At 62.6% G+C, this 20,672-nt stretch carries 13 protein-coding genes; 4 read left to right on the top strand and 9 right to left on the bottom strand.

The window, feature by feature from the left end; all coding sequences use genetic code 11:
• Together VKT51_01775 and VKT51_01780 are read right to left on the bottom strand one after the other, a co-directional pair.
• Positions 1-1,367 (bottom strand): FAD-dependent oxidoreductase (locus tag VKT51_01775; GenBank protein HLJ82888.1); only part of this gene is annotated, 1,367 nt, incomplete at its 3' end.
• On the bottom strand, positions 1,364-3,970 hold the full coding sequence (locus tag VKT51_01780; GenBank protein ID HLJ82889.1) for a hypothetical protein: 2,607 nt from the start codon (positions 3,968-3,970) through the stop codon (positions 1,364-1,366). The genes VKT51_01780 and VKT51_01775, both read right to left, overlap by 4 nt.
• Before the next feature lie 100 nt (positions 3,971-4,070).
• Between VKT51_01780 and VKT51_01785 the strand changes: the two genes are divergently transcribed.
• Entirely contained in the window at positions 4,071-4,565 is a 495-nt protein-coding gene (locus tag VKT51_01785) for a TlpA disulfide reductase family protein (GenBank protein HLJ82890.1), read from the top strand.
• Here the strand turns inward: VKT51_01785 and VKT51_01790 are convergent.
• Both VKT51_01790 and VKT51_01795 read right to left on the bottom strand, forming a co-directional pair.
• A complete protein-coding gene (locus tag VKT51_01790; GenBank protein ID HLJ82891.1) occupies positions 4,543-5,760 on the bottom strand; it encodes an MFS transporter in 1,218 nt (405 codons plus the stop codon). The two genes, VKT51_01785 and VKT51_01790, sit on opposite strands and share 23 nt — an antisense overlap.
• An 8-nt stretch (positions 5,761-5,768) precedes the next feature.
• The gene (locus tag VKT51_01795; protein HLJ82892.1) at positions 5,769-7,319 is read right to left on the bottom strand and encodes an APC family permease; all 1,551 of its coding nucleotides are present in this window, start codon (positions 7,317-7,319) and stop codon (positions 5,769-5,771) included.
• Positions 7,320-7,569: 250 nt separating this feature from the next.
• Between VKT51_01795 and VKT51_01800 the strand changes: the two genes are divergently transcribed.
• Positions 7,570-8,082 (top strand): type II secretion system protein, encoded by a 513-nt coding sequence (locus tag VKT51_01800; protein HLJ82893.1) that lies wholly within the window; start codon positions 7,570-7,572, stop codon positions 8,080-8,082.
• A gap of 50 nt (positions 8,083-8,132) precedes the next feature.
• Positions 8,133-9,602: an alpha/beta fold hydrolase gene (locus VKT51_01805; protein HLJ82894.1), complete on the top strand. Its 1,470-nt coding sequence runs from the start codon at positions 8,133-8,135 to the stop codon at positions 9,600-9,602.
• Positions 9,603-9,641: 39 nt separating this feature from the next.
• Here VKT51_01805 and VKT51_01810 read toward each other — a convergent pair whose 3' ends face one another.
• The 5 genes from VKT51_01810 to VKT51_01830 all read right to left on the bottom strand — a co-directional run bounded on the left by VKT51_01810 (position 9,642) and on the right by VKT51_01830 (position 17,551).
• Positions 9,642-9,938 (bottom strand): DUF6504 family protein, encoded by a 297-nt coding sequence (locus VKT51_01810; protein ID HLJ82895.1) that lies wholly within the window; start codon positions 9,936-9,938, stop codon positions 9,642-9,644.
• Complete coding sequence (locus VKT51_01815; protein ID HLJ82896.1) at positions 9,935-13,006, bottom strand: hypothetical protein; 3,072 nt, start codon at positions 13,004-13,006, stop codon at positions 9,935-9,937. The genes VKT51_01810 and VKT51_01815 overlap by 4 nt, the downstream gene beginning before the upstream one ends.
• 78 nt (positions 13,007-13,084) lie before the next feature.
• Positions 13,085-15,901, bottom strand: a complete 2,817-nt coding sequence (locus VKT51_01820; protein ID HLJ82897.1) for a TonB-dependent receptor — start codon at positions 15,899-15,901, stop codon at positions 13,085-13,087.
• 100 nt (positions 15,902-16,001) lie between these two features.
• A complete protein-coding gene (locus tag VKT51_01825) occupies positions 16,002-16,913 on the bottom strand; it encodes a YncE family protein (GenBank protein ID HLJ82898.1) in 912 nt (303 codons plus the stop codon).
• 68 nt (positions 16,914-16,981) lie between these two features.
• A complete protein-coding gene (locus tag VKT51_01830) occupies positions 16,982-17,551 on the bottom strand; it encodes a GNAT family N-acetyltransferase (protein HLJ82899.1) in 570 nt (189 codons plus the stop codon).
• Between VKT51_01830 and VKT51_01835 the strand changes: the two genes are divergently transcribed.
• Complete coding sequence (locus VKT51_01835; protein ID HLJ82900.1) at positions 17,550-20,609, top strand: hypothetical protein; 3,060 nt, start codon at positions 17,550-17,552, stop codon at positions 20,607-20,609. The two genes, VKT51_01830 and VKT51_01835, sit on opposite strands and share 2 nt — an antisense overlap.
• Positions 20,610-20,672 lie beyond the last annotated feature (63 nt).

Consider the following 20,672-nt stretch of genomic DNA (forward strand, 5'->3'; position numbering starts at 1 on the left):
GAACCGGCCGACTCCAGCAGCCGCGCGAGGCTAGGCAACGCTTCGCCATACGTCGGATGTATGTGCACGGAGCGGTCGAGCACACGCCATGTGGACCCCGCCTCCATGTGGGCGACGATCGCATGCACGACTTCTCCCGCCTCGTATCCGACGAGTGTTGCGCCGAGGATTTTCTCGGTTTCTTCATCCACCACGAGACGATAGAAGCCGAACTCGTGGCCCCATTCGATCGCGCGCGCGATCGAATCCATGCGCAGCGTGACCGCGCGCGCGCGCAGGCCGCGCGCCTGTGCCTCCGACAACGTCAAGCCCGCGCGCGCGACTTGCGGCTCTGTGAACGTCGAATAGGCGAGCACGCGATCGTCGCGCGTGCGCTCCCCGCCGTGCAGAAGCGTCCATAGGCGGCGATAGTCTTCCCACGAGACGTGGGTGAAGGCGGGCTGGCCGGCCGCGTCGCCGATCGCATAGACGCCTGGAACCGTCGTCTTGAAGCGCGCGTCGATGACGACATAGCCGCGCCGGTCCAACTCCACGCCTGCGGCCGCGCACGCCAGATCTCGCGTGTTCGGTGTTCGGCCGACCGCGACGAGCAGCGCGTCGGCGCGCAGTCGATCGCCGTTGTCGAGGTCGATCGCAAAGCCCTCGGCGCCGTATGAGACACCTTTCGCCCGCCGTCCCAGGAGCAGCGCAACGCCGTCCGCCTTCAATCCTTTTTCAAGTTCGGCTGAGGCATCTGGTTCTTCGCGGGAGAGCACGCGCGGATTTCCGTCGAGGATGTGCACCTGGGCACCGCAGCGCGCCAGGCCCTGACCGAGTTCGAGTCCGATGTAACCACCGCCCATAACGGCGACGCTTTTCGGCAGCGCGCTGAGGTCGAAGAAATCGGCGTTGGTGAGAAACGGCGTGCCCGCGAGACCAGGCGTGTCCGGAACGAGCGCGGACGTGCCGGTATTGATCACGATGATCGGCGCTTGGACTTTGATGCCGCCGCCTTCGATCTCATGCGGCCCGCTGAACGCGGCCCGCGCGCTGACGATGTGGACGCCGGCAGCTTCCAGCTTCTTCTTCAGATCATTCGAGAATCGATCGCGGATGCGCCGCACTCGCTGCATGACCGCCGAGAAATCCACGTCGACCGTGGCCCGCACGCCGAGCGACGCGGCGAGCCGTGCGCGTCCGGCACCGTGCGCCGCGGCCAGGAATGCCTTCGAAGGCGTGCAGCCGTAGTTGATGCACGAACCGCCGATCCGGCCGCGCTCGAACAGAACGACCCGTTTGCCCTCGCGCGCGAGCTCCGCGGCGAGAGGCACGCCGCCTTGCCCGCTGCCCACGACGATAGCATCCGCTCGTGTGACGGAGTCTTTCACGGTGCTCTGCGCGCGGCATGTTCCGCGCGCTGCTGCACGAGCTTCGCCACGAGCGCCGTCCAGCCGGTCTGATGGCTTGCGCCAAGACCCCGTCCGGTATCGCCGTCGAAGTATTCGAAGAACGACGGGCGGTCGTGCGCGCCGTCTGATGACCGCTCGCAAAGCGAAATCAGGCGGCGCGATATCTCGTCGGCGATTTGCCAGAGGTTGAGCATGCGACCAGATCCGGTCGGGCACTCGACGCGGAAATCGTCACCATAATAGTGATGGAAACGCTGCAGCGACTCGACGATCAGATAGTTGACCGGAAACCAGACCGGTCCGCGCCAGTTCGAATTTCCGCCGAACAAACCGGTCCGCGACTCAGCCGGTTCGTACGTGACGCGGTGCTCCATCCCGTCCACGTTCAGCACGTATGGGTGATCGAGATGGTACTTCGAGAGCGAACGGATGCCGCCCGGGCTCAAGAATTCCGTCTCATCCAGCATGCGGCTCAAGATGCGCCTGAGGCGAGCCTCTCCGCACACGGCGAAAAGGCGCCGGCCATGCATACCCTCGGCCTCGAGATCGGCGACGTTCTCGTGCAGGTCGGGCCGATGCGAGATGAACCATTGGAAGCGGCGCGTGAAATCGTCGGTGGCATGCTGGACGACGCTCGGCTCGAGGACGTAGACCGCGAACAACGGGATGAGTCCTACCATCGACCGCAGTGCCATGCGCTCGAATCTTCCCTCCGGCAGGTGCAGCACGTCGTAGAAAAATCCGTCCTGTTCATCCCACAAGCCGATCTCGTCCTCGCTCACGTGATTCATAGCCTCGGCGATGCGCAGGAAGTGCTGGAAGAACTTGCTCGCGATGTCTTGATAGGCCGGATTGTCTTGCATGAGCTCGATCGCGATCGCGAGCATGTTCAATGAGTACATGGCCATCCAGCTCGTGCCGTCTGCCTGATCGATGTGGCCGCCTGTGGGAAGCGCTGCCGACCGATCGAAGACGCCGATGTTATCCAGCCCCAAAAAACCGCCCTGGAAGACATCGTTCTCGTCCGCGTCTTTGCGGTTGAGCCACCAGGTATAGTTCATCAGCAATTTCTGAAAGACGCGCTCCAAGAATTGTCGATCGCCCGCGCCGTACATCTTGCGCTCTATCTGATAGACGCGCAGCGCAGCCCACGCGTGTACCGGCGGATTGACATCGCCGAACGCCCATTCATACGCCGGCAGCTGTCCGCTTGGATGCATGTACCACTCGCGAGTCAAGAGCAGGAGCTGCTTCTTCGCGAAATCCGGATCGATCATCGCCAACGGCACGACGTGAAACGCGAGGTCCCACGCGGCGAACCATGGATACTCCCACGCATCCGGCATTGCGAGGACGTCGTCGTTGTACACGTGCTGCCAGTCGTGATTGCGACCGCACTTGCGGCTTTCGGGCGGAGCGGGCTCCGCGGGATCGCCATCGAGCCATGTCTTGACGATGTAATGGTAGTGCTGCTTTGTCCATAGCAGGCCGGCAAACGCTTTTCGCTGCAACGCGCGCCGCTCGGGCGAGGCCTCGTAGGGGTCGACCCGCGCGTAAAACTCGTCGGCTTCGCGAAGCCGCAGCGCGAACGTCTCGCCGAACTCCGCGCCGAACGGATCGACGACGTCCGGGGAATCGGTGAGACGCAACCTGATCGTGCGGCTCTCGCCCGGTCCAAGCTCGAGCGCGTGATGTGCAGCGCACTTCGTCCCCGTCTGTTGCGGGTTGACCGCGTCTTGGCGGCCTTCTACCAAGTACGCGTGAAAGGCGTCTTTGACGAACGGCGTCTTGTTGGCGACACCGAAAAGCCTTTCGCTGTTCGTCTCGTTCTCTGTGAAGAGAAGCCCGTCAGGATGCTCACAATGGAGGTAGAGGCGGCCCAGCGTCTCGTGCGTGGTCTCAACCACGTCGGAGCCGATCGCGCCGAGTAGCGGCTTGGGCGAGTCGGTTCTCCAGGACCACGTATTTCGGAACCAGAGCGTGGGAAGGACGTGCAGCCGCGCGGACTGCGGACCGCGATTGAGCACGCGGATGTCAATGAGGATATCTTCGGGCGAAGCTTTCGCGTAGCGGACGAAGACCTGGAAATACCGGTCGTCCGCGAAGGCATCGGTATCATCGATCTCAAATTCGGGCGCCGCTTTTCCGCGCTCGTGATTCTCCTCGAGCAGCTTCTCGTACGGGAAGGCTCGCTGCGGATACTCGTACAGATATTCCATGTACGCGTGCGACGGCGTGTTGTCGAGGTGGAAATATCGCTCCTTGACGTCTTCGCCGTGATTGCCTTCGGGGCCCGACAGACCGAAAAGCCGTTCCTTGAGTATCGGGTCGGCGCCGTTCCAGAGCGCGATCGCAAAACACAGCCGCTGATGATTGTCGCACAATCCTGCGATGCCGTCTTCACCCCAGCGATATGCACGCGAACGAGCGTGGTCGTGCGGCAAGTACCCCCAGGCGTTCCCATCCGCGCTATAGTCTTCGCGGACGGTGCCCCACTGGCGTTCGCTCAAGTAGGATCCCCAGCGGTACCAGTGTTCTCGTCTGCCGCGCGCTTGTGAAAGCCTACGCTCTTCAGCAGTCATCCCACATCCTTACGTACAGCTCGACGAACACGAGGCGAGTTATCGCCGCGGACTGCTTCTCCTTTCGCGCAACCGCGAGCAGTGGAACCCATCTCGGTCTTTGAATGCGTCGCTCGTGACATATGCCAAACCGCGGCTGGGCGCCGCGCTTCCCTCCCTGGCGTGCGATGCGCCGTGGTTTGAACATGCGCCGCCCGATGAGACATCGCTGCGCGGCCGCGCCGTGGTCGTCCACTTCTTCTCATCGAACTGTCCGCTCTGCGATGAGGGCGCGCGCCATATCGCCCGCTGGGTCGCGGACTACGCGGCGACCGGTCTCGTCGTGATCGGCGCATTCCAGCCGCGGCGCGACGCCGTGTCGACGAGCGCGGACGCGATGGCCGAATGCGAGCGCTATTGCCGCATCGCGCGGCATCCGTGCGCCGCTGATGCGCCTGGCGAATTGTCGGCGCGTTTCGGCAACGAATGGTGGCCCGCATATTTCGTATACGATGCCGCACACCGGCTCCGCCACTACCAGATGGGCAACGAGGACATGTCGCGACTCGACGCCGTGGTGCGGCAGTGCGCCGTCAGCGCCGCTCCTCGCGGATAGCGCGATTGAACGCCATATAAAGCGCGATCAAGAGGAATCCCACTTCGGAGATGATGATCGAGAGGCGCGGGTCATAGTTCTGCGCTACCAGACCGCCGACGTATGCGCCCGGTCCGATGCCGCTGAGCACGACCAGACGCGCCGCGCCGAACACCGAGCCGAACTTGTCGCTCGGTGTGATCCGCATGCGCCAGCCGACGATTTGCGCGACCTGAAAGGAGCCGGACGCGCTAGCAAGCGCTGAGAACAGCACGAAGACGGGAACGCTGTGAGCGAACATCACCGGTATGTAGATGATGGCGTCAACGGCATACGCGATCTGCAGCGCGATGCCGAATGGCCAGAGCGAGGCGTAGCGGCCGGCGATGAGCGCACCGAGTATCGAACCGACAGAGATGCCGCCGAACGCGAAGCCTAGCACCACGTCGCTCGCGGATAAGTCGTTCTTGACGAACGGGATCAAGACGGCGACCGCCATCATTCCGAAGAGGTTGAGGCCGAAGCTCGTCAGCGTGACGGCGGTGAGCGCTCGATCGCCCGTGAGATATTTGAAGCCTCGCGCGATATCCGCGGCGATGACGCGGAGACTCGGAATCGGACCCGGCGCGTCCGGCCCAAGCGTGGGAACAAGCGCGAGTGTGAATTGGGAGATGAGATACGTGCAGGCATTTGCGACGAGCGCCGGCAGCGGACCGGCCACGGAGAATATCGCGCCGCCGATCGGCGGGGTGATGAGGTTCGTCGTCTGTTCCGCCGCGATGAGCGCCGCTGTGGCTTTCGTCGAACGGCTCGTGCCGACCAGATGCGGTATGCTCGACTGTTGACCGCCGAGAAAAATCGCCGCCGCCGAAGCAAGCAGTACGATGCCGACGTAGAGCATGGGCAGCGTCAGCCAGCCGCGGTAGTACGCGATCGCGAAGGCCGCCATGATCAGAAAGCGTGCGAGATCGCACGCGATCATCATGCGCCTCCGGTCGACGCGATCGGCGAGCGACCCGCCGACGAGCCCGACGAGGGCGAACGGCACGATCTCCAAAGCATACGTGATGCCGGTGGACAGCGCCGAGTGCGTCACATGAAAGACGAGGAGCGGTAATGCGAACGTGCGCAGGCCATCGCCCACATAGCTGAGCGTCTGGCCGCCGAAGTAATACGCGAAGCCTCGCTCCGCGAAGATCGAGCGTTCGGAAGCCATCGGCGCGCTTACGTGGAGATCTTCTCGGCGGCTTTGTACTCGTCGAGCATCTCAAGCTCACCCGCGTTCGTCAGCGTCTCGACATGATGCCGTACCCAATCGCGCTGCAAGCTTCCGAACACCGGACGATTCTTACGACGCCGATAGATCGCGTAACCGATAATTCCTGAGACGAGCCAGAGAGGACCGGCGATGCGCCCGATCGGATGCGTGAGGATGATGAAGATCAGGATGGCGCCGATGCCCATGAGGCCGAGCACGGACACGATGGAGATCGTGCCTTGCAATCCGCCGATCTTGACCGGCACGTTCAGCGGCATCCGGAACGGCCGCGGCGCCTTTGCGTCCTTAAAACGCAGCGTGATGAGCGCGACAAAAACTAGCGTGTACGAAAGCGCGGCGCCAAACGCATAGAGGTCCGCCAGGAAGTTCAGCGCTTGATCGCCTTGGCGGTATGCGGCGAACAGTTCGACGATCGCCACGCTGGAGAACACGACGATCGATATGACCGGTGTCTTCGTCTTCGGATTCGTGCGTTTGAACACCGACGGCAGCAGGCCGCTGTTGCCCATGGCGTAGGCGATGCGCGACGCGCCAAAGACACCGGAGTTGCTTGAGATCATCACGAGGAAAGCGCCGAGCAGCGGCACGTACAGTTTGAACAGCGCGCCCAGATACGGGATGAAACCGACAAGCACCGCGACCGCTTTGTCGTTGTTCTCGGCGTTGCCCAGGAATTGGTACATCGGTACGCTCGCCCCGCCCGAAAGGACGTCGGGCAGACCGAGTACGAGATTGGAGTAGCCGATCGCGAATATCAAGATCGTCAGGATGAGCGCGAGCGAGGTGCGGGGCAGCACGGTGGATGGCCTGTACGTCTCTTCAGCGGCCTGCGATATGCTCTCGAGACCCACGAACGAGATGATGGCAAGCGAGATTCCGAGCAAGAGATTATCGGTTGAAGGCCAGTGCACGCGCATCGTTCGTTCGAGTATCTCCGGATGCCAAGCCAGCACGAAGCCCGCGACGAGTATGAGCGTCTCGTTGACGACGTCTATGCCCGATACGATCTCGTTGACGCGTGACGAGTGGCGCACCCCGATGACGTTGATGGTCGTCAAAAATGCCGTGACGCCGAGCACGGCCACGAAGTACCAGACATGATGCTGGCTGAGCCAAGGCACCGTGACGCTCAAATATCCGATCGTGAACCACGCGAAGAGGCTGATGTCGATCGTGAAGTCGAGCAGGACCGCCCAGCCCGCCACGAACCCGAGAAAATCGCCGAGCGCGCGAGTCACGAAAAACTGTCCGCCGCCTGCAACGGGATACGCGGCGGCGAGCTCCGTGTACGCGAGACCAATACAGACGTAGACGAGGCCGGCGAAGGCGAACGCGACGTTGGCGGCACCCATCGCGGCGCCGACCACGAGCCCCAGGGCCACGTAGATGTCGGCGCCGACGTCGGCGTAACCCCAAGCATACGATCCCCAGACGGAGACCGCACGGCGCAGGCTTTCTTCGGGCACGGGGGCGCGCGCGGGCGTCGAGGGCGCCATGGACGAGACAAGTCTCCTTGTTACGGGGACCGCGATGCGCTGGAAATCGTTGCGCCCACCGATTGCTTCGGCATTGGTCCTTAACCTCTCAAAGCCGATGCCGCGGCAGGCGTCCGGTTTTGTCCCACATAGCGTTCCGCAAGAATTTTCCCGTAACCGGTGTCACAGCCGGCCAGTGATCGTAGTCACACAGGAAGCTAGCGGACCGCTCGCGTCCGCTTCGCAACGACGGCAAGGGGAGCCGGGATCGATGCGACCGCGATATTCCACCACTGCACGCGCACTTTCATTGCCTGAAGTGCTTTTCGTCGTTGCCATTATCATGATCTTAGCGACGATCTTGCTCGCCGCTTTCTTCCATATCCGCGATCAGGCGCTCACGGCGGCATGCGAGATGAACGAGCGAAATCTCGCGAGCGCGATCGAAGCATATGCCGCGGACCACGGCGGCCAATATCCGACGGCGAACGGCCCGATCACGCTTGCGATGTTCGGCGGCCCCGGAAACCCGTACGTCGACCCGTCGTCACTCGTCGATCCGGCAGACGGGTCACCATACCAGTACGTCCTGGGCAATGGCGACTGCGAAAGCCGCGTCGCATCGTTCCAGATCTACGATCTCGGCGGGCATAACGACATAACGCTGCGGCCGCTGCCGCACATCGTGCAAAACCCGGATTCCGTCGCGTACTGCGCAGGCATCGGGCTTGTCGCAGACAGCGGGATGTCTGCATCCATGAATAACGGCGGTCCGGGACCGTAACCGGCTTTGCATCGCTCCGCCGCTGGTGCGGTGCAGGACGATGCGCTGGCGTGCAAGCAATAAGCGGCATGCGTTGGATTCGAACACTTGCGGCGTTGGCCGCGGTTGCTGCGGGCGCGTTCGTGCAATTTCCGGCAGCAGCTGCGGGGCCCACGTTCTTTCGCCATTCCTGTCCGCAGACGTTGGTCACGTCGGCGACATTGCGCTGCGGCACCGTCGTCGTCTTCGAGAATCGCAATTCGCCCGGCTCGAGAGCGATAGGACTGAACGTCATCGTCATATCCGCGCCGAAGAGACCTGCGGCGAAGGACGCGATTTTCGGTATCTCGGGCGGCCCCGGCCAGCCGAGCGCCGACCAGACCGGACTTGGATTTGCGACGATGACCGGTGACGCCGCTTCGACGCGCGATATCGTGCTCGTCGACCAGCGCGGCACCGGCGATTCTCATCCGCTGCAATGCGATCTGTTTCCCGGAACCGATATCACACGCTTCTTTGGATCCGACTGGCCCGTCCAAGTCCTCAGCCAGTGCGCACAGCGCCTTAGCGCGATCGCCGATCTCACGCAGTACAACACGGACAATTCCGCCGACGACCTCGATGACGTGCGCGCCGCGCTCGGCTACGATCAGATCGACCTCGTCGGCGTCTCGTACGGAACGACGGTCGCCTTGGACTACATGCGCCGGCACGCGCAGCATGTCCGAACGGCGGTGCTCGACGGGCCCGTCGCGACCGATTCGAAAGGTCCGTTGCCGTATGCGCGCGCTGCTCAGAATTCCATCGATGGGCTGTTCGCCGACTGCTCGGCCGATGCGGGCTGTCACGCCGCGATTCCCGATCCGCGCGGCGATCTCGCCGCCGCGCTCTCGACGCTCTCAAGGGGAGCGGTCCACGCGAATGCGACGGATCCCGCGACGAAAGTCAAATTTCCGGTGCAGATCGACGCTGAAACGTGGGTTTCAACTGTCCGCTACGGTTTATACGACGCGAACTCGTCCGTGCAGCTCTTGCGGTTGATCCACGCCGCGGCCCACGGCGACTTCGATCCGTCTGCCGACATGACGGTCGCGATACGCACGACGCTCGCGACGAACATCTTCTGGGGAATGGCGATGTCGTTGGGCTGCCCGGAAGAAGTCAATACGATAGATCCATCGGAGATCGGCGGCGCGACGCGGGGTTCGTTCTTCGGCGACTATCGAGTGCGGGCTCAGATCGCGGCGTGCGCCGTGTGGCCGCACGCGACAGTCGATCCGGCATTTTTCCATCCCGTCCGATCGAACGCGCCGGCGCTGTTGTTGACGGGCGGAGTCGATCCTGCGACACCTGCAGACCAGGTGGCGCGCATCCAGCGCTATCTTCCCCATGCGGTCAACGTACTGTTTCCCAAGAGCGCCGACGCCGGCGAGACCACCTGCGGCGCGAGACTTGTCGCCGCTTTCATCAGCGCGGGAAGCAGCGCCGGTCTGGAAACGTCGTGCGCCGCCGCGACAAAACGGCCGCCCTTCACATTTTGATAGAGGGCGGACCCTTGCGGTCCGCCGGCGCGACGTTCATCAATCGATTTTGTACAACCACCAGCGCTTCGAGCGCGCTGACCGGTTTGTCGGGTTGCGGTCGAAATATATGGTCATACGTTTGCCGCAGCGAGTCCGGATGTCAAACCAGTGCTTGCGGATATAGGTGTCCCCGCGATCTGTTCCCGTGGTCTTGCGCTTCGCTATCACGTCCGCGATCTCGTAGCGCGTCCCTCGCCACGTGAAGGCACGCGGAAGGCTCGGCTCGGCGCGCGCCATCGCCTCGACGTCGGCGCTGCCGGCCTCCGGCACTATCGGCTCGCCGACGAACGTCATCGTCCGATGTGCAATCCCGCCACGCTCTGATGCCATGTCGCGAACGCCGCTGACGCTGCATCCATGGCTGCGCTCAGACGGTCCTTCAAATCGAGCGCCGGCTGTAGCGGCGCGCTTCCGCCCAGCGGGTTGAACAGGTCGAAGAGCTTTTCGCGAAGCCCGGGCGCTTGGATGAAATTGTCTTCGTCGTTCTTCGGATTCGAGGAGAGCATCATTTCGAGGCGCGCCCCGCTCGCCAGCACCGCGCGCGCAGCGGCCGCGTCGGCCGAGCTTGTCGCAGGCGACGCGATCGCGCGGGAAAGACGCGCGCGCGTCGCGTCGATATCGTTCAGCCAGCGATCGATCGTATCGATCTGGTCGAAAGCGAACACGGCATAGTCGTACTGCTTTGCGTAGTCGTCTTGCGTCCACGGCGCGCGGGGATCCGCTTTGACGGTCAGGGGCGCCGTCAGGACGCGTCGCCCAAGATGCAAGCGCACCGTGTACGATCCCGGCACGACCGTCGCCCCCTCATCCGGACCTTGATACGTCGGCGTCGCAGACGTCCACTTCGTCGGCCCGTTTTCGGTGAAGTCCCACACGACGCGGACCATGCCCGCGGTGTTCGGAATCCATGGCGTCTGTTTTCCGGCTACCAGATGCGAGCCCGCCAGCGTGCGGACGACGCGACCGCCGGCGTCCACGATTTCCATGCGCGGACCTGCGCCGGGCGATTTCTTGCTTTGGAAAAACGTGATGTCCGCTCCGGCCGGAGGGTTGTCCGCCGCCGCCTCGGCGTAGAGATGGTTCTGGTGTTCGAGGTACGAGTACTCGTAGGCCGTCTGCGGTGCGAAGAGATAGTAGCCCGCGGCGTGCGCTTGCGGCCACTCTTGAAGCGGTCGCAGGTCGTCCAAGATCCAAAGAGCGCGGCCGTGCGTTGCGAGGACGAGATCGTCGGCTGTCGGCTGAATGCGTACGTCGCGCACTGAGGAAGCCGGAAGATTCAGTTGCAGCGTCTGCCAACGTGCCCCGCCGTCGAACGACACCCAGAACGAACGTTCCATGCCGGCGTAGACGATATGCGGGTTGACGGGGTCGGGCAGTACCGTCTTCAGCCATTGCGTGCGCGGCAGCCCGTTCGCGATCGACGTCCATGTCGAACCGAAGTCGGTGGTCTTATAGAGATACGGCGAAGTATCGCCGGAAAGATGGCGGTCGATCACCGCGTATGCCGTGCCCGCGGCGACGGGTGAGGGTGCGACACACGTGACGTAACCCCAAGGCGGGAGTCCGCGCGGCGTCACGTCCTTCCAGTGTTGACCGCCGTCGCGTGTCAACTGTATGAGTCCGTCATCGGTTCCCGCCCATATCTCTCCAGTGGCGACCGGCGAGCCGGCGATCCAGATGACGGTGTCGGCGTATTCGGCACCGGTGACGTCCGGTGTTATCGCGCCGCCGGGGACTTGCTGGTGCGATTTGACGTTGCGCGTCAGGTCGGGGCTGATGACCTGCCAGGTGAAACCGCGATCTCGGGTCTGCCAGATGACATTGCCGCCGAACCAGGCCGTATGCGGATCCCAAGGGGCGAACGCGATCGGCGAAAACCAGTTGAAGCGATACGTGCGGGCGGCAAGATCGAACGCGTAGAGGTCGCCTTCGTATGGCGACGCATCGTACGACGCTTCGGTGCGCCTATTCATCACAGAAAGAGCGCCGTTCTGGTAATCGCTCCAGATGAAGTCGGGATCTGAGGGATCCGGCACGGACCACATCCCGTCGCCGCCGAGTTCGAAGGTCCACTTGCCGTTGAGAATCCCGTCGGGATCCAAACTGTTCGAAGGCCCGCACAGCGCGCCGTTGTCTTGAAATCCTGCGCAGATGTCGTACGGCGTCCGATCGTCGACAGCGACGTGATAGGCTTGGCCGATGGCCAGACTTCTCGAGAACGCCCAGTTCGCGCCGCCGTCCAGCGTGAGGATATATCCGCCGTCGTCGCCGATGATGACGCGCTTCGGGTCGTTGGGGGCGATCCAGATCGCGTGGTTGTCGGGATGTAAGACATCCGACGCGGGTATCTTTTTGAACGTCTTGCCGCCGTCGGTGCTGACCGAGATATCCTCAGAAACAGACCATATCTTCGAAGGGTCGCTCGGATCGACGGCGATGTGGCTGAAGTAGAATGGCCGCTGATCGATGAGCGTCGTCGAACTCACTTTGAGCCAGTTCGAGCCGCCATCGTCGGAGCGCCACAGAAAACCAGTCTTCGTTTGAACGAGCGCGTAGATGCGTTTCGAATCGCTCGGCGCGATCGCAAGTCCGATGCGGCCGAGCTCACCGGCAGGGAAACCATGCCCGCTGACTTGCGTCCACGTCACGCCGCCATCGCGCGAGCGATACAGCCCATCCTGCCGGCCTCCGCTGTCGAAGGTCCACGGATCGCGGTGGAACTGCCAAACGCCGGCGAAGATGATCTGCGGATCGTGAGGATCCATCGCCATGTCCGAGATGCCGCTGCGCGGTCCGACGTAAAGCGTTTTCGTCCACGTCTTTCCGCCGTCGTTCGTGACGTACGCACCGCGGCTCGGCGAGTCGCTGAACGGATCGCCGAGCGCGCCCACGATCACGTGATTCGGATGTGACGGGTCGATCAAGACGCTCGCGATATGTCTTGTCGCGCTCAGTCCGACGTTCTTCCACGTCTGACCCGCGTCGCGCGACACGTATACGCCGTCGCCGGCCATCACGTCATTGCGCGGATTTGCTTCGCCGGTTCCCACCCAGATATCGCGCGGATCGTGCGCTGCGATCGCGATCGCGCCGATCGCTTGGACCGGCTGCGAATTCCAGAGCGGCGCCCACGTCGCGCCGCCGTTCGATGTCTTCCAAACGCCGCCGCCCGCGGCACCCAAATAGTACGTCTTCGGATCGTCGGCGATACCGGCGACTGCTGTGACGCGGCCTCCTGCGGCCGTTGGCCCGATAGACCGGAACGTCAGACCGGCAAAGGGGCTCGATATCGAGGCGATCGCCGAAGAAGCAGAGACGAAGAACGAAAGAACCGCAGTCAAAAGCAACGCTTGGTAACGCACGCACGACCCTCCAAGAATGGAACGGTCGTGCGCTATTATCCGCGTTCTGTACGGCGGACCTTTACGGCCCGCCGACCGTCATCGAGCCCGTAACGAGTAGATGAACTCGATAGTCCGGTACGGCAGGTTGAACCGCTCGCTCGCCGCCGACCCGAAGTACGGCGCATAGTCGCCGTTCGCGACGCTCGCGAAATGGTTCAGGGCAGATGGATAGCCTAAGCCCACCTGGTTCTCGTAGTTCGCGTGGCTTTGGAACACGTTGTTGATGTTGACGCTGAGGAGATTCTGGCCTCCGGCCGGCACCGAGAGATCGAAATCCGAATAGCCGTAGGCAGGCAAATTGTTCTGATTGTTCTCGGAAAGGTGATACGTCGCGAGTCTGGCTTCCACATGCTTTTCAAAATCGTACGCAAACGTGTACGAGTACTTGTGCAGCGGCACGGCCGGCAGTTGCGATTGCGGGATGAGCGAGAGGTTCCCGCCATCCGCCGGATTGATGAGAGACGGTGTGTTCGACTCGAGAATGGCGGACTGCGTATCGTAGGTGTAATCGAGGCTCAGTGCCCCAACGAGATGCTGCGTACCCGTCAGCTCGATTCCACGGGCGAGGGTATGACCGATGTTCGCGTTACCCGACAGTCCGAGTAGGGCCAGCGCCTGCGCCTGGCTCAAGCCCGGGCAAAGGCCCTGCACGGCATTCGCGTAGGGAATGGGATTGAAGCCGGGCGTGGAGACCGAAGACAGCGGCACCGTCACGCCGTAGATCTGGTCGAAGACGTTTGTGTTGTAGAATGTCAGCTGCGCGCTTGAGTTCTCGTTGAAGCGGTGGCCATAGCTCAGCTCCATGTCCGACGCCTTCTCGGGGATCAACGCCGAAGATGGCACGTTTCCTACTGAATTGAACGACGTGCACGAGACGCCGCCGCCCGTGAAGGCGCCGAGCGCGTTCGGCGAAAACGGCTGATCGAGCTGTGCGGGAGTCGGCTGCGTCGAGGTGCCGCCGGCCGCAACGCGCCAGACGTTGTTCGCACCGGACCAGACGAAGGCGATGCGCGGGTCGACGTACGATGTGTTCGTGATCGTCGAATGCTTGAACCACACGTTGAGATACGTCGTCAGGTCCGAATGTTGCGGTTGATACGCGTCGCGCAGGAAGAACGCGTCGTCGTGGGTGACCGGCGACGTTATCGCTGCGCTGAGGTTCGCGGGTGCGCCCATGTTCTCCGTATTCCACGAATACGAGCGGTAGAGCGACGCGGTGTTCTCCCAGAAGAAGCCGGCGCCGAAGTCGTTGCGCGTGCCCACGAAGTCATCCGATATCGTCGCGCCGGTATTGACGTCTTGGTCGACGTGCCATGATGGGTTCAAACCGCACGGGTAGACGATATTCCCGAAAGAGTCGGTGCCGCACGCCAGCGGGCGCTCAAACGTGCGGTTATAGTTATGGTAGTAGAAATTGCTGAACGTATCGACCACAACGTTACCGGGTCCAAGCTTCGAATCCAATCGAATGTGATAGTCGTTGCTATGGTACCCCTGCCACGCCGGCCCGGCGCCTTGGTAGCCGTAGTTCGCGCGCGCGAAAGACTGCGGCGTCTGGCACGGCGAACCGCCGTCTGGATTCGGCCCGAACGGCCCCATGCCCGGTGATAGTCCGCCGTTCGCGGTGTTGACGGTAAACGTCGCGGGATTCGCATTGTAACAGGAGTCGGAACCGCCCGAAGCGGCCGCGGCCGCGAGGTTCGCCTTACCCGCTGCGAGCTCTACTTGATACGGGAGAAAATCGTTGTCGCCGTTTCCCGTCTTATCATCCCACTCCGAGCTTCCGAGGTAAGCGGCGGTCACGTGCGTTGTCGGGTTGAGAGTCCAGACGAACTTGGCTAAGCCGCTCCTGTTGATGAACGAATTGTCGTCTTGATACATACCCGTCGCATGCACGGCCGGATCCGTTGCATACTGATCGAACGCGGCCGAGGCCTGATAAAAAACATCATGATGAAAGGGTCCGTCAAGGCCTTGCGTGCCGTATGCGAACGCATAGCCGAGTTTACCACCGTTCACCGAACCGGTATCTTGGATCGCCGACGAGAGTTTGTCGAACGTCCCGAAACTTTGCGAGAATGAAGCCTGCGGTGTGATGGTTGGCGAGAGCGTTTCCATGTTGACGACCCCGCCGATGGCATTCACGCCGTAAAGATCCGATCCGCCCGATCCGTAGAACACGTTGACGGCGCTCAACCCGAAGACGGGTGAGAGTTCGTAGTTATAGTCGCCGCGCGGGCCGATCGGATGGCCGTCGATGAGCGTCAGCGTCTCGAGGGTGCCGATGCCGCGGATGTCCAGCGAAACATCGTCGCCCGGCTGCGAAGGATTGCCGCCTACCAGTCCGGGCAATTGTTGCAGATAGTCGGCGGTTCGGAAGTAGCCCTGTTGCGCAAGCGATTGGGCCGAGACCGTCCGCGAGATCGTCGCCGCCTTCTGCAGCGACTGCGACGCGCGCACCGTCGTGCGGCCCAACACGCGCGATCCGGTGTTCGATCCTTGCGTGCGCGCTATCGCCAGGGTGAGACCGCTGATATCTTCATTTCCAACGATGAAGATCTCGGAGGCCGTCGTCTCATAGCCCGAGCGCGTTGCGATGAGCGAGTATTCGCCCGACGCCAAACCGGATATGGTGAACGTTCCGTCAGGTCGCGTCGTCGTTGTGGCGGCCGTCGGCCCCTCTGTAGCAAGCTTCACTCCAGCGAGAGGCAGACCCGAATTGGCATCGACGACCTTGCCGGAAGCGCTGTGGACCGCCGCGCCCGTTGCGTCAGCGAACGCCGGCGTAAAACCCGCAGTGGACGCAAGGAGCGCGAGAGCCAAAAGCGCTATGCCGAGGGGACGGATGGACATATGAAAGCCTCCACACGACGATTGCGTTACCCGTCAAGTATGGAGGCTCCGGATTAACTCGCCATAATCTTGCGGTTAATCCGCCTTAAGGTTTCCAGCGTTACTTGGTCAGTCGAAACGCCTGCACGAAGTCGCCGTTCGCGGAAGCCCAAACGGTCCACATATAGCCCGTTTGCGTGTCGAACGCGACTGTATGCGCTCCTTTGTCCGTTTTCAGCCGCCCGATGATCGACACGCCGTCGCTGCCGCCGGCGTCATGAAACACCGTGATCTCGCCGTCGCCCGCGCACGCGATGTTATGGCGAACGGTATCGGCTCCGCACTGGTCGATGCGGTGACCGAACGGAACGCTGGAGAGATGCGTCCCGTCGAGTCCGTATACCGACAGGACGCCGTTTCTGCCGGCGATGTAGACGTGGCCGAGATCGCCGTCCAGCGCGAGCCCGTGGTTGCTGACGATTTCGGGGGTCTTGACCGTCTTGATCACCGTGAGCGTGATCGGATCGATCACGACGAATTCAGAGATGTTGGCGATGTTCTGATAGATCTTGCGGCTGGTCGGATCTATGGCGAGGTATTCCGGCTTGTGCCCCGGGAGAGGAACGGTCTTCACGAGTTTCATCGTGCGCGAATCCACGACGAAGAGGCGCGTCCCGTCGTCTTCATCCGCGTAGATGTGGTGGAACCGCGGATCGTAGGCGGTCGCGTCAAGCAGTCCAGGAACATCGAGGCTTGGGCCGGCCGACATCGCCTTCGTATCCACGTCGATGATCTGGCGCAGTTCGCTGTCGCCCGTGTAGACGTGGCCGTTGTCCGGGTCGATCGCGACGCCGTGGAGAAGGCCGACATCAATCTGCCCGATGACCTTGCTCGTGTCGGCGTTCACGACAAGCAATGTGCCGCTGCCGGAATGCGCGGCGTACACGCGGCGACGCTGCGCGTCAACGCCGACATAATCGAATCCGCTTTGGATCATCACGGGCTGTGGCGGAAACGCAGGAACGATTGGCAACTTCATGCTCCTTTGCAAGCAATAGCACGCCCAAGAACTAAGCGTACGCGTCCGTTGTTAACGTAAGGTTAACGGCGCGGTTCTGCCGGCGGCGGTGTCCCAAGCGGCAACTCGAGCTCATCGGACTGGGTGAACCCCAGAGCCGTGTACACCGGCCTACCGACTTGCGATGACCTCAGTCGGGCGACCACGCAACCTTGGTCTCGCGCCCACGCCACGCACGCTTGCGTCAAGCGGCTCGCAAAACCTCGCCTGCGAAGCTCGGGAACGACGTAGACGTTGCTGATATACGCTGACGGCTGCGCAAATATCTCGCTTCGGTGATTGATGAGTCGATAGACCGATGCCATGGCGACGAGCGTGTCTCCGTCAGCGATCACGAAGGTCGCTGCCGAGCCGTCCGCGATCCGGGTGGCATAAAATCGTTCGAACGCGATGTGCCAACCCGGGTTATCCGGGGGAGAGCCGGTGGCGGAGAGCTCACGCGTCATGCGCTCGCGAAGACCCGCCGCAGCGGCTAACTCGCGGAGTTCGATGGGCCGGATCAACAGGTCGTCCACGAGGGCGCGATTCCACCCGCGGCCATCGCATGCTTTCAAGAGGTCGGTACCGCACCGCAGGCCAAAGTGGCCGGACATGAAGACGTCCTTATGCGTTCGCGCCGCGATTATTGCGGCTGCGCTTCTATCCTTATCATCCCTCGCCGCCGGGCGCGTCAGGGCCGCCGATCTGGGTGTGGTCAATCCCGCGCTCTTCGCCGGCATGCATTGGCGCCTCATCGGACCGTTTCGCGGAGGCCGCGACGTAGCGGTCGCTGGTGTTCCGGGCGATCCGACCACCGCCTACTTCGGCGCGGTCGGCGGCGGGGTGTGGAAGACCACGGACGCAGGGAGAACCTGGAATCCGATCTTCGATAGTCAGGGTATCGCTTCGGTCGGTGCGATCGCGATCGCGCCCTCGAACCCCGCCGTGATCTATGTCGGCAGCGGTGAAGCCGACATGCGGTCGGACATCACGTACGGCGACGGCATGTACAAGTCGACGGACGCCGGCGCGACATGGCATCACATCGGGTTGGACGAAACGCGGCAAATCGCACGGATCATCGTGGACCCGAAGAATCCCGACGTGGCACTTGTCGCCGCCCTCGGTCATGCATACGCTCCGAATGAAGAACGGGGTGTGTATCGCACGAACGACGGCGGCGCGACTTGGCAGCGAGTGCTCTTCAAAGACGCGAACACCGGCGCGATCGATCTGGCGTCCGATCCGCAGAATCCGCAGACGATCTTCGCCTCGCTCTGGCAGACGCGCCGGCCGCCGTGGAACATCTATCCGCCTTCTAACGGGCCGGGCAGCGGACTCTACGTTTCACACGACGGCGGCTCCAACTGGTCACAGATCCACGGTGGTGGATTTCCCTCAGCCGGGCTCGGCAAGATCGGTATTGCAGTCGCACCGAGCGAACCGAACCGAGTCTATGCGATCGTCGACGCAAAAGCGGGCGGGTTATACCGGTCAGACGACAGCGGGGTGACGTGGAAGCTCGTCGATGCCGATCAGCGTCTGTGGCAGCGCGGCTGGTACTTCTGCCACATCACGGTCGATCCCAAAGATGCAGATCGTGTCTACATCTCGGACACGGCTTTCTATCGTTCGACCGATGGCGGAGCGCATTTCACCGCGATCAAGGGTTCGCCCGACGGTGACGACTTTCATCAGCCGTGGGTCGATCCGGACGACCCGCGCCATATCGTTCTCGGCAGCGACCAGGGAACGAGCATTTCGCTCAACGGCGGCGCGACGTGGAGCTCCTGGTTCAACCAGCCGACCGGCCAGTTCTATCATGTGATCGCCGACGACCAGTTCCCGACAAACGTCTACGGCGCGCAGCAAGACAACGGCGCTGCCGTCACACCGGTCGAATCCGACGACAACGGCATCACGACGTTCGATTGGCAGCCGATCGTCGCCGGCGGCGAGAGCGGCTCGCTGGCGCCGGATCCGCTACATCCCGGCGTCATTTTTGGGGACAACGTCACGCGCGAGGACCTCACGCGGCACCAGGTACGACCGCTCGACCCAACTATCACGTACCTGCAGTTGTTCCGTCAGACGTGGACGCTGCCGCTCGTGTTCTCGAAGACCGATCCGCGCGTGCTGTACTACGGACGTCAGGTGGTTTTCCGAAGCGCCGACGGCGGCGATACGTGGCGCATCATCAGCCCTGATCTCACGCGCGCCGACCCCGGCGTGCCGGTCACGCTCGATGCGTCCGCAGCAGCGAATAACCAGGGGATCGGACCGCGTCGCGGTGTCGTGTATACGATCGCGCCGTCGCCGATCCGCGGTCGTGAGATTTGGGCCGGCACGGATGACGGCAAGATCTGGCTCACCATGGACGAGGGTGCGCACTGGCGCGATGTCACGCCGCCCGCTTTGACCGGATGGAGCAAAGTCGGCATCATCGAAGCGTCGGCGTTTGATCCGATGACCGCGTATGCAGCCGTCGATCGCCACCGGCTCGACGATCTCCGTCCGTATATCTACCGCACGCGCGACGGCGGAAAATCGTGGACGCTCATCGCCGGCGGCATTCCGGTCGGCGCCTATGTGAACGCGGTCCGCGAAGATCCGGATCGCCTCCATCTTCTCTACGCCGGCACTGAGCTCGGCGTCTACGTCTCGTTTGACGACGGCGGCGCCTGGCAGCCGCTGCAGCTGAATCTTCCCGTCACGCCGGTGCGCGATCTCGCGATCAAACGCGATGCTTTGATCGTAGCGACGCACGGTCGCTCGTTCTGGGTGCTCGACGATCTCGCGCCGCTCCACGAGTTGACCCCGGCTTTGGCGAGCGGATTCGCACATCTCTTCGCGCCGGAGACCGCCGTGCGGCTGCAGCCGCATGCATTTCCAAGCGAGCGCCTGCCGCCGGAAGAACCGAGCGGTGAGAACCGCCCCGTCGGCGCGTACATCGACTACTTCATCGGATCCGCCGCAGCCGGGAACCGCGTGACGATCGAGATACGCGATGCGACCGGCGGACTGGTTCGTCGGTACTCAAGCGATGAACCAGCCGTTCCGACAAACCCGGACGACTACGATTTCCCTTCGTTCTGGGTCACATCCGTTTCGCCGCCGGCCAACACGTTCGGCATGCATCGCTATCTGTGGGACTTCGATTATGCCGCGCCGGCGCTCTTGAGCCAACCGCCGCTTGGTCCTGGCGGTCAAGACGGTGTTACGGCGGCGCCCGGCACGTTCAGCATCAAGCTCTTCGTGGGTTCGCAGTCGTACAGTGCGACGCTGCGAGTGGTCGCCGACCCGCGGGCTCACGTGTCGCGCTCCGATTTGGCCGCGCAGTTCTCGCTTGCGCGTTCTATCGAGTCGCTGCGCGTTCAAGTAGCGGAAACATCTTCGCGAGCGCGCGCGATACGTGCCAAGATGCCGCTTAGCGATCGGCGTCTTTCGATTATGAACACGCTGCTCGGCTCGACTCCGTCTGGGTCACCCGACGACTCGGTCGGATCTCCTTCGGAGGATTTCTCAAGCTTGCGCTTTCTGGCGCGCTCGCTCGAACAGCTTCAAGGGCTGGTCGAATCCGGCGATGCAGCACCGACGAAGGACGAGGTTTCTGCCTTCAACATGCGTCGCGACCGCCTCGCCGCGATCCGTCTGGCGCTTCAACGCATGTAGGGCGGACGTTTATCGTCCGCCGGCGGACCGTAAAGGCGGACCGTAAAGGTCCGCCCTACAGAG

It is taken from the genome of Candidatus Eremiobacteraceae bacterium, assembly GCA_035295225.1.
GTDB lineage: Bacteria > Vulcanimicrobiota > Vulcanimicrobiia > Eremiobacterales > Eremiobacteraceae > JABCYQ01.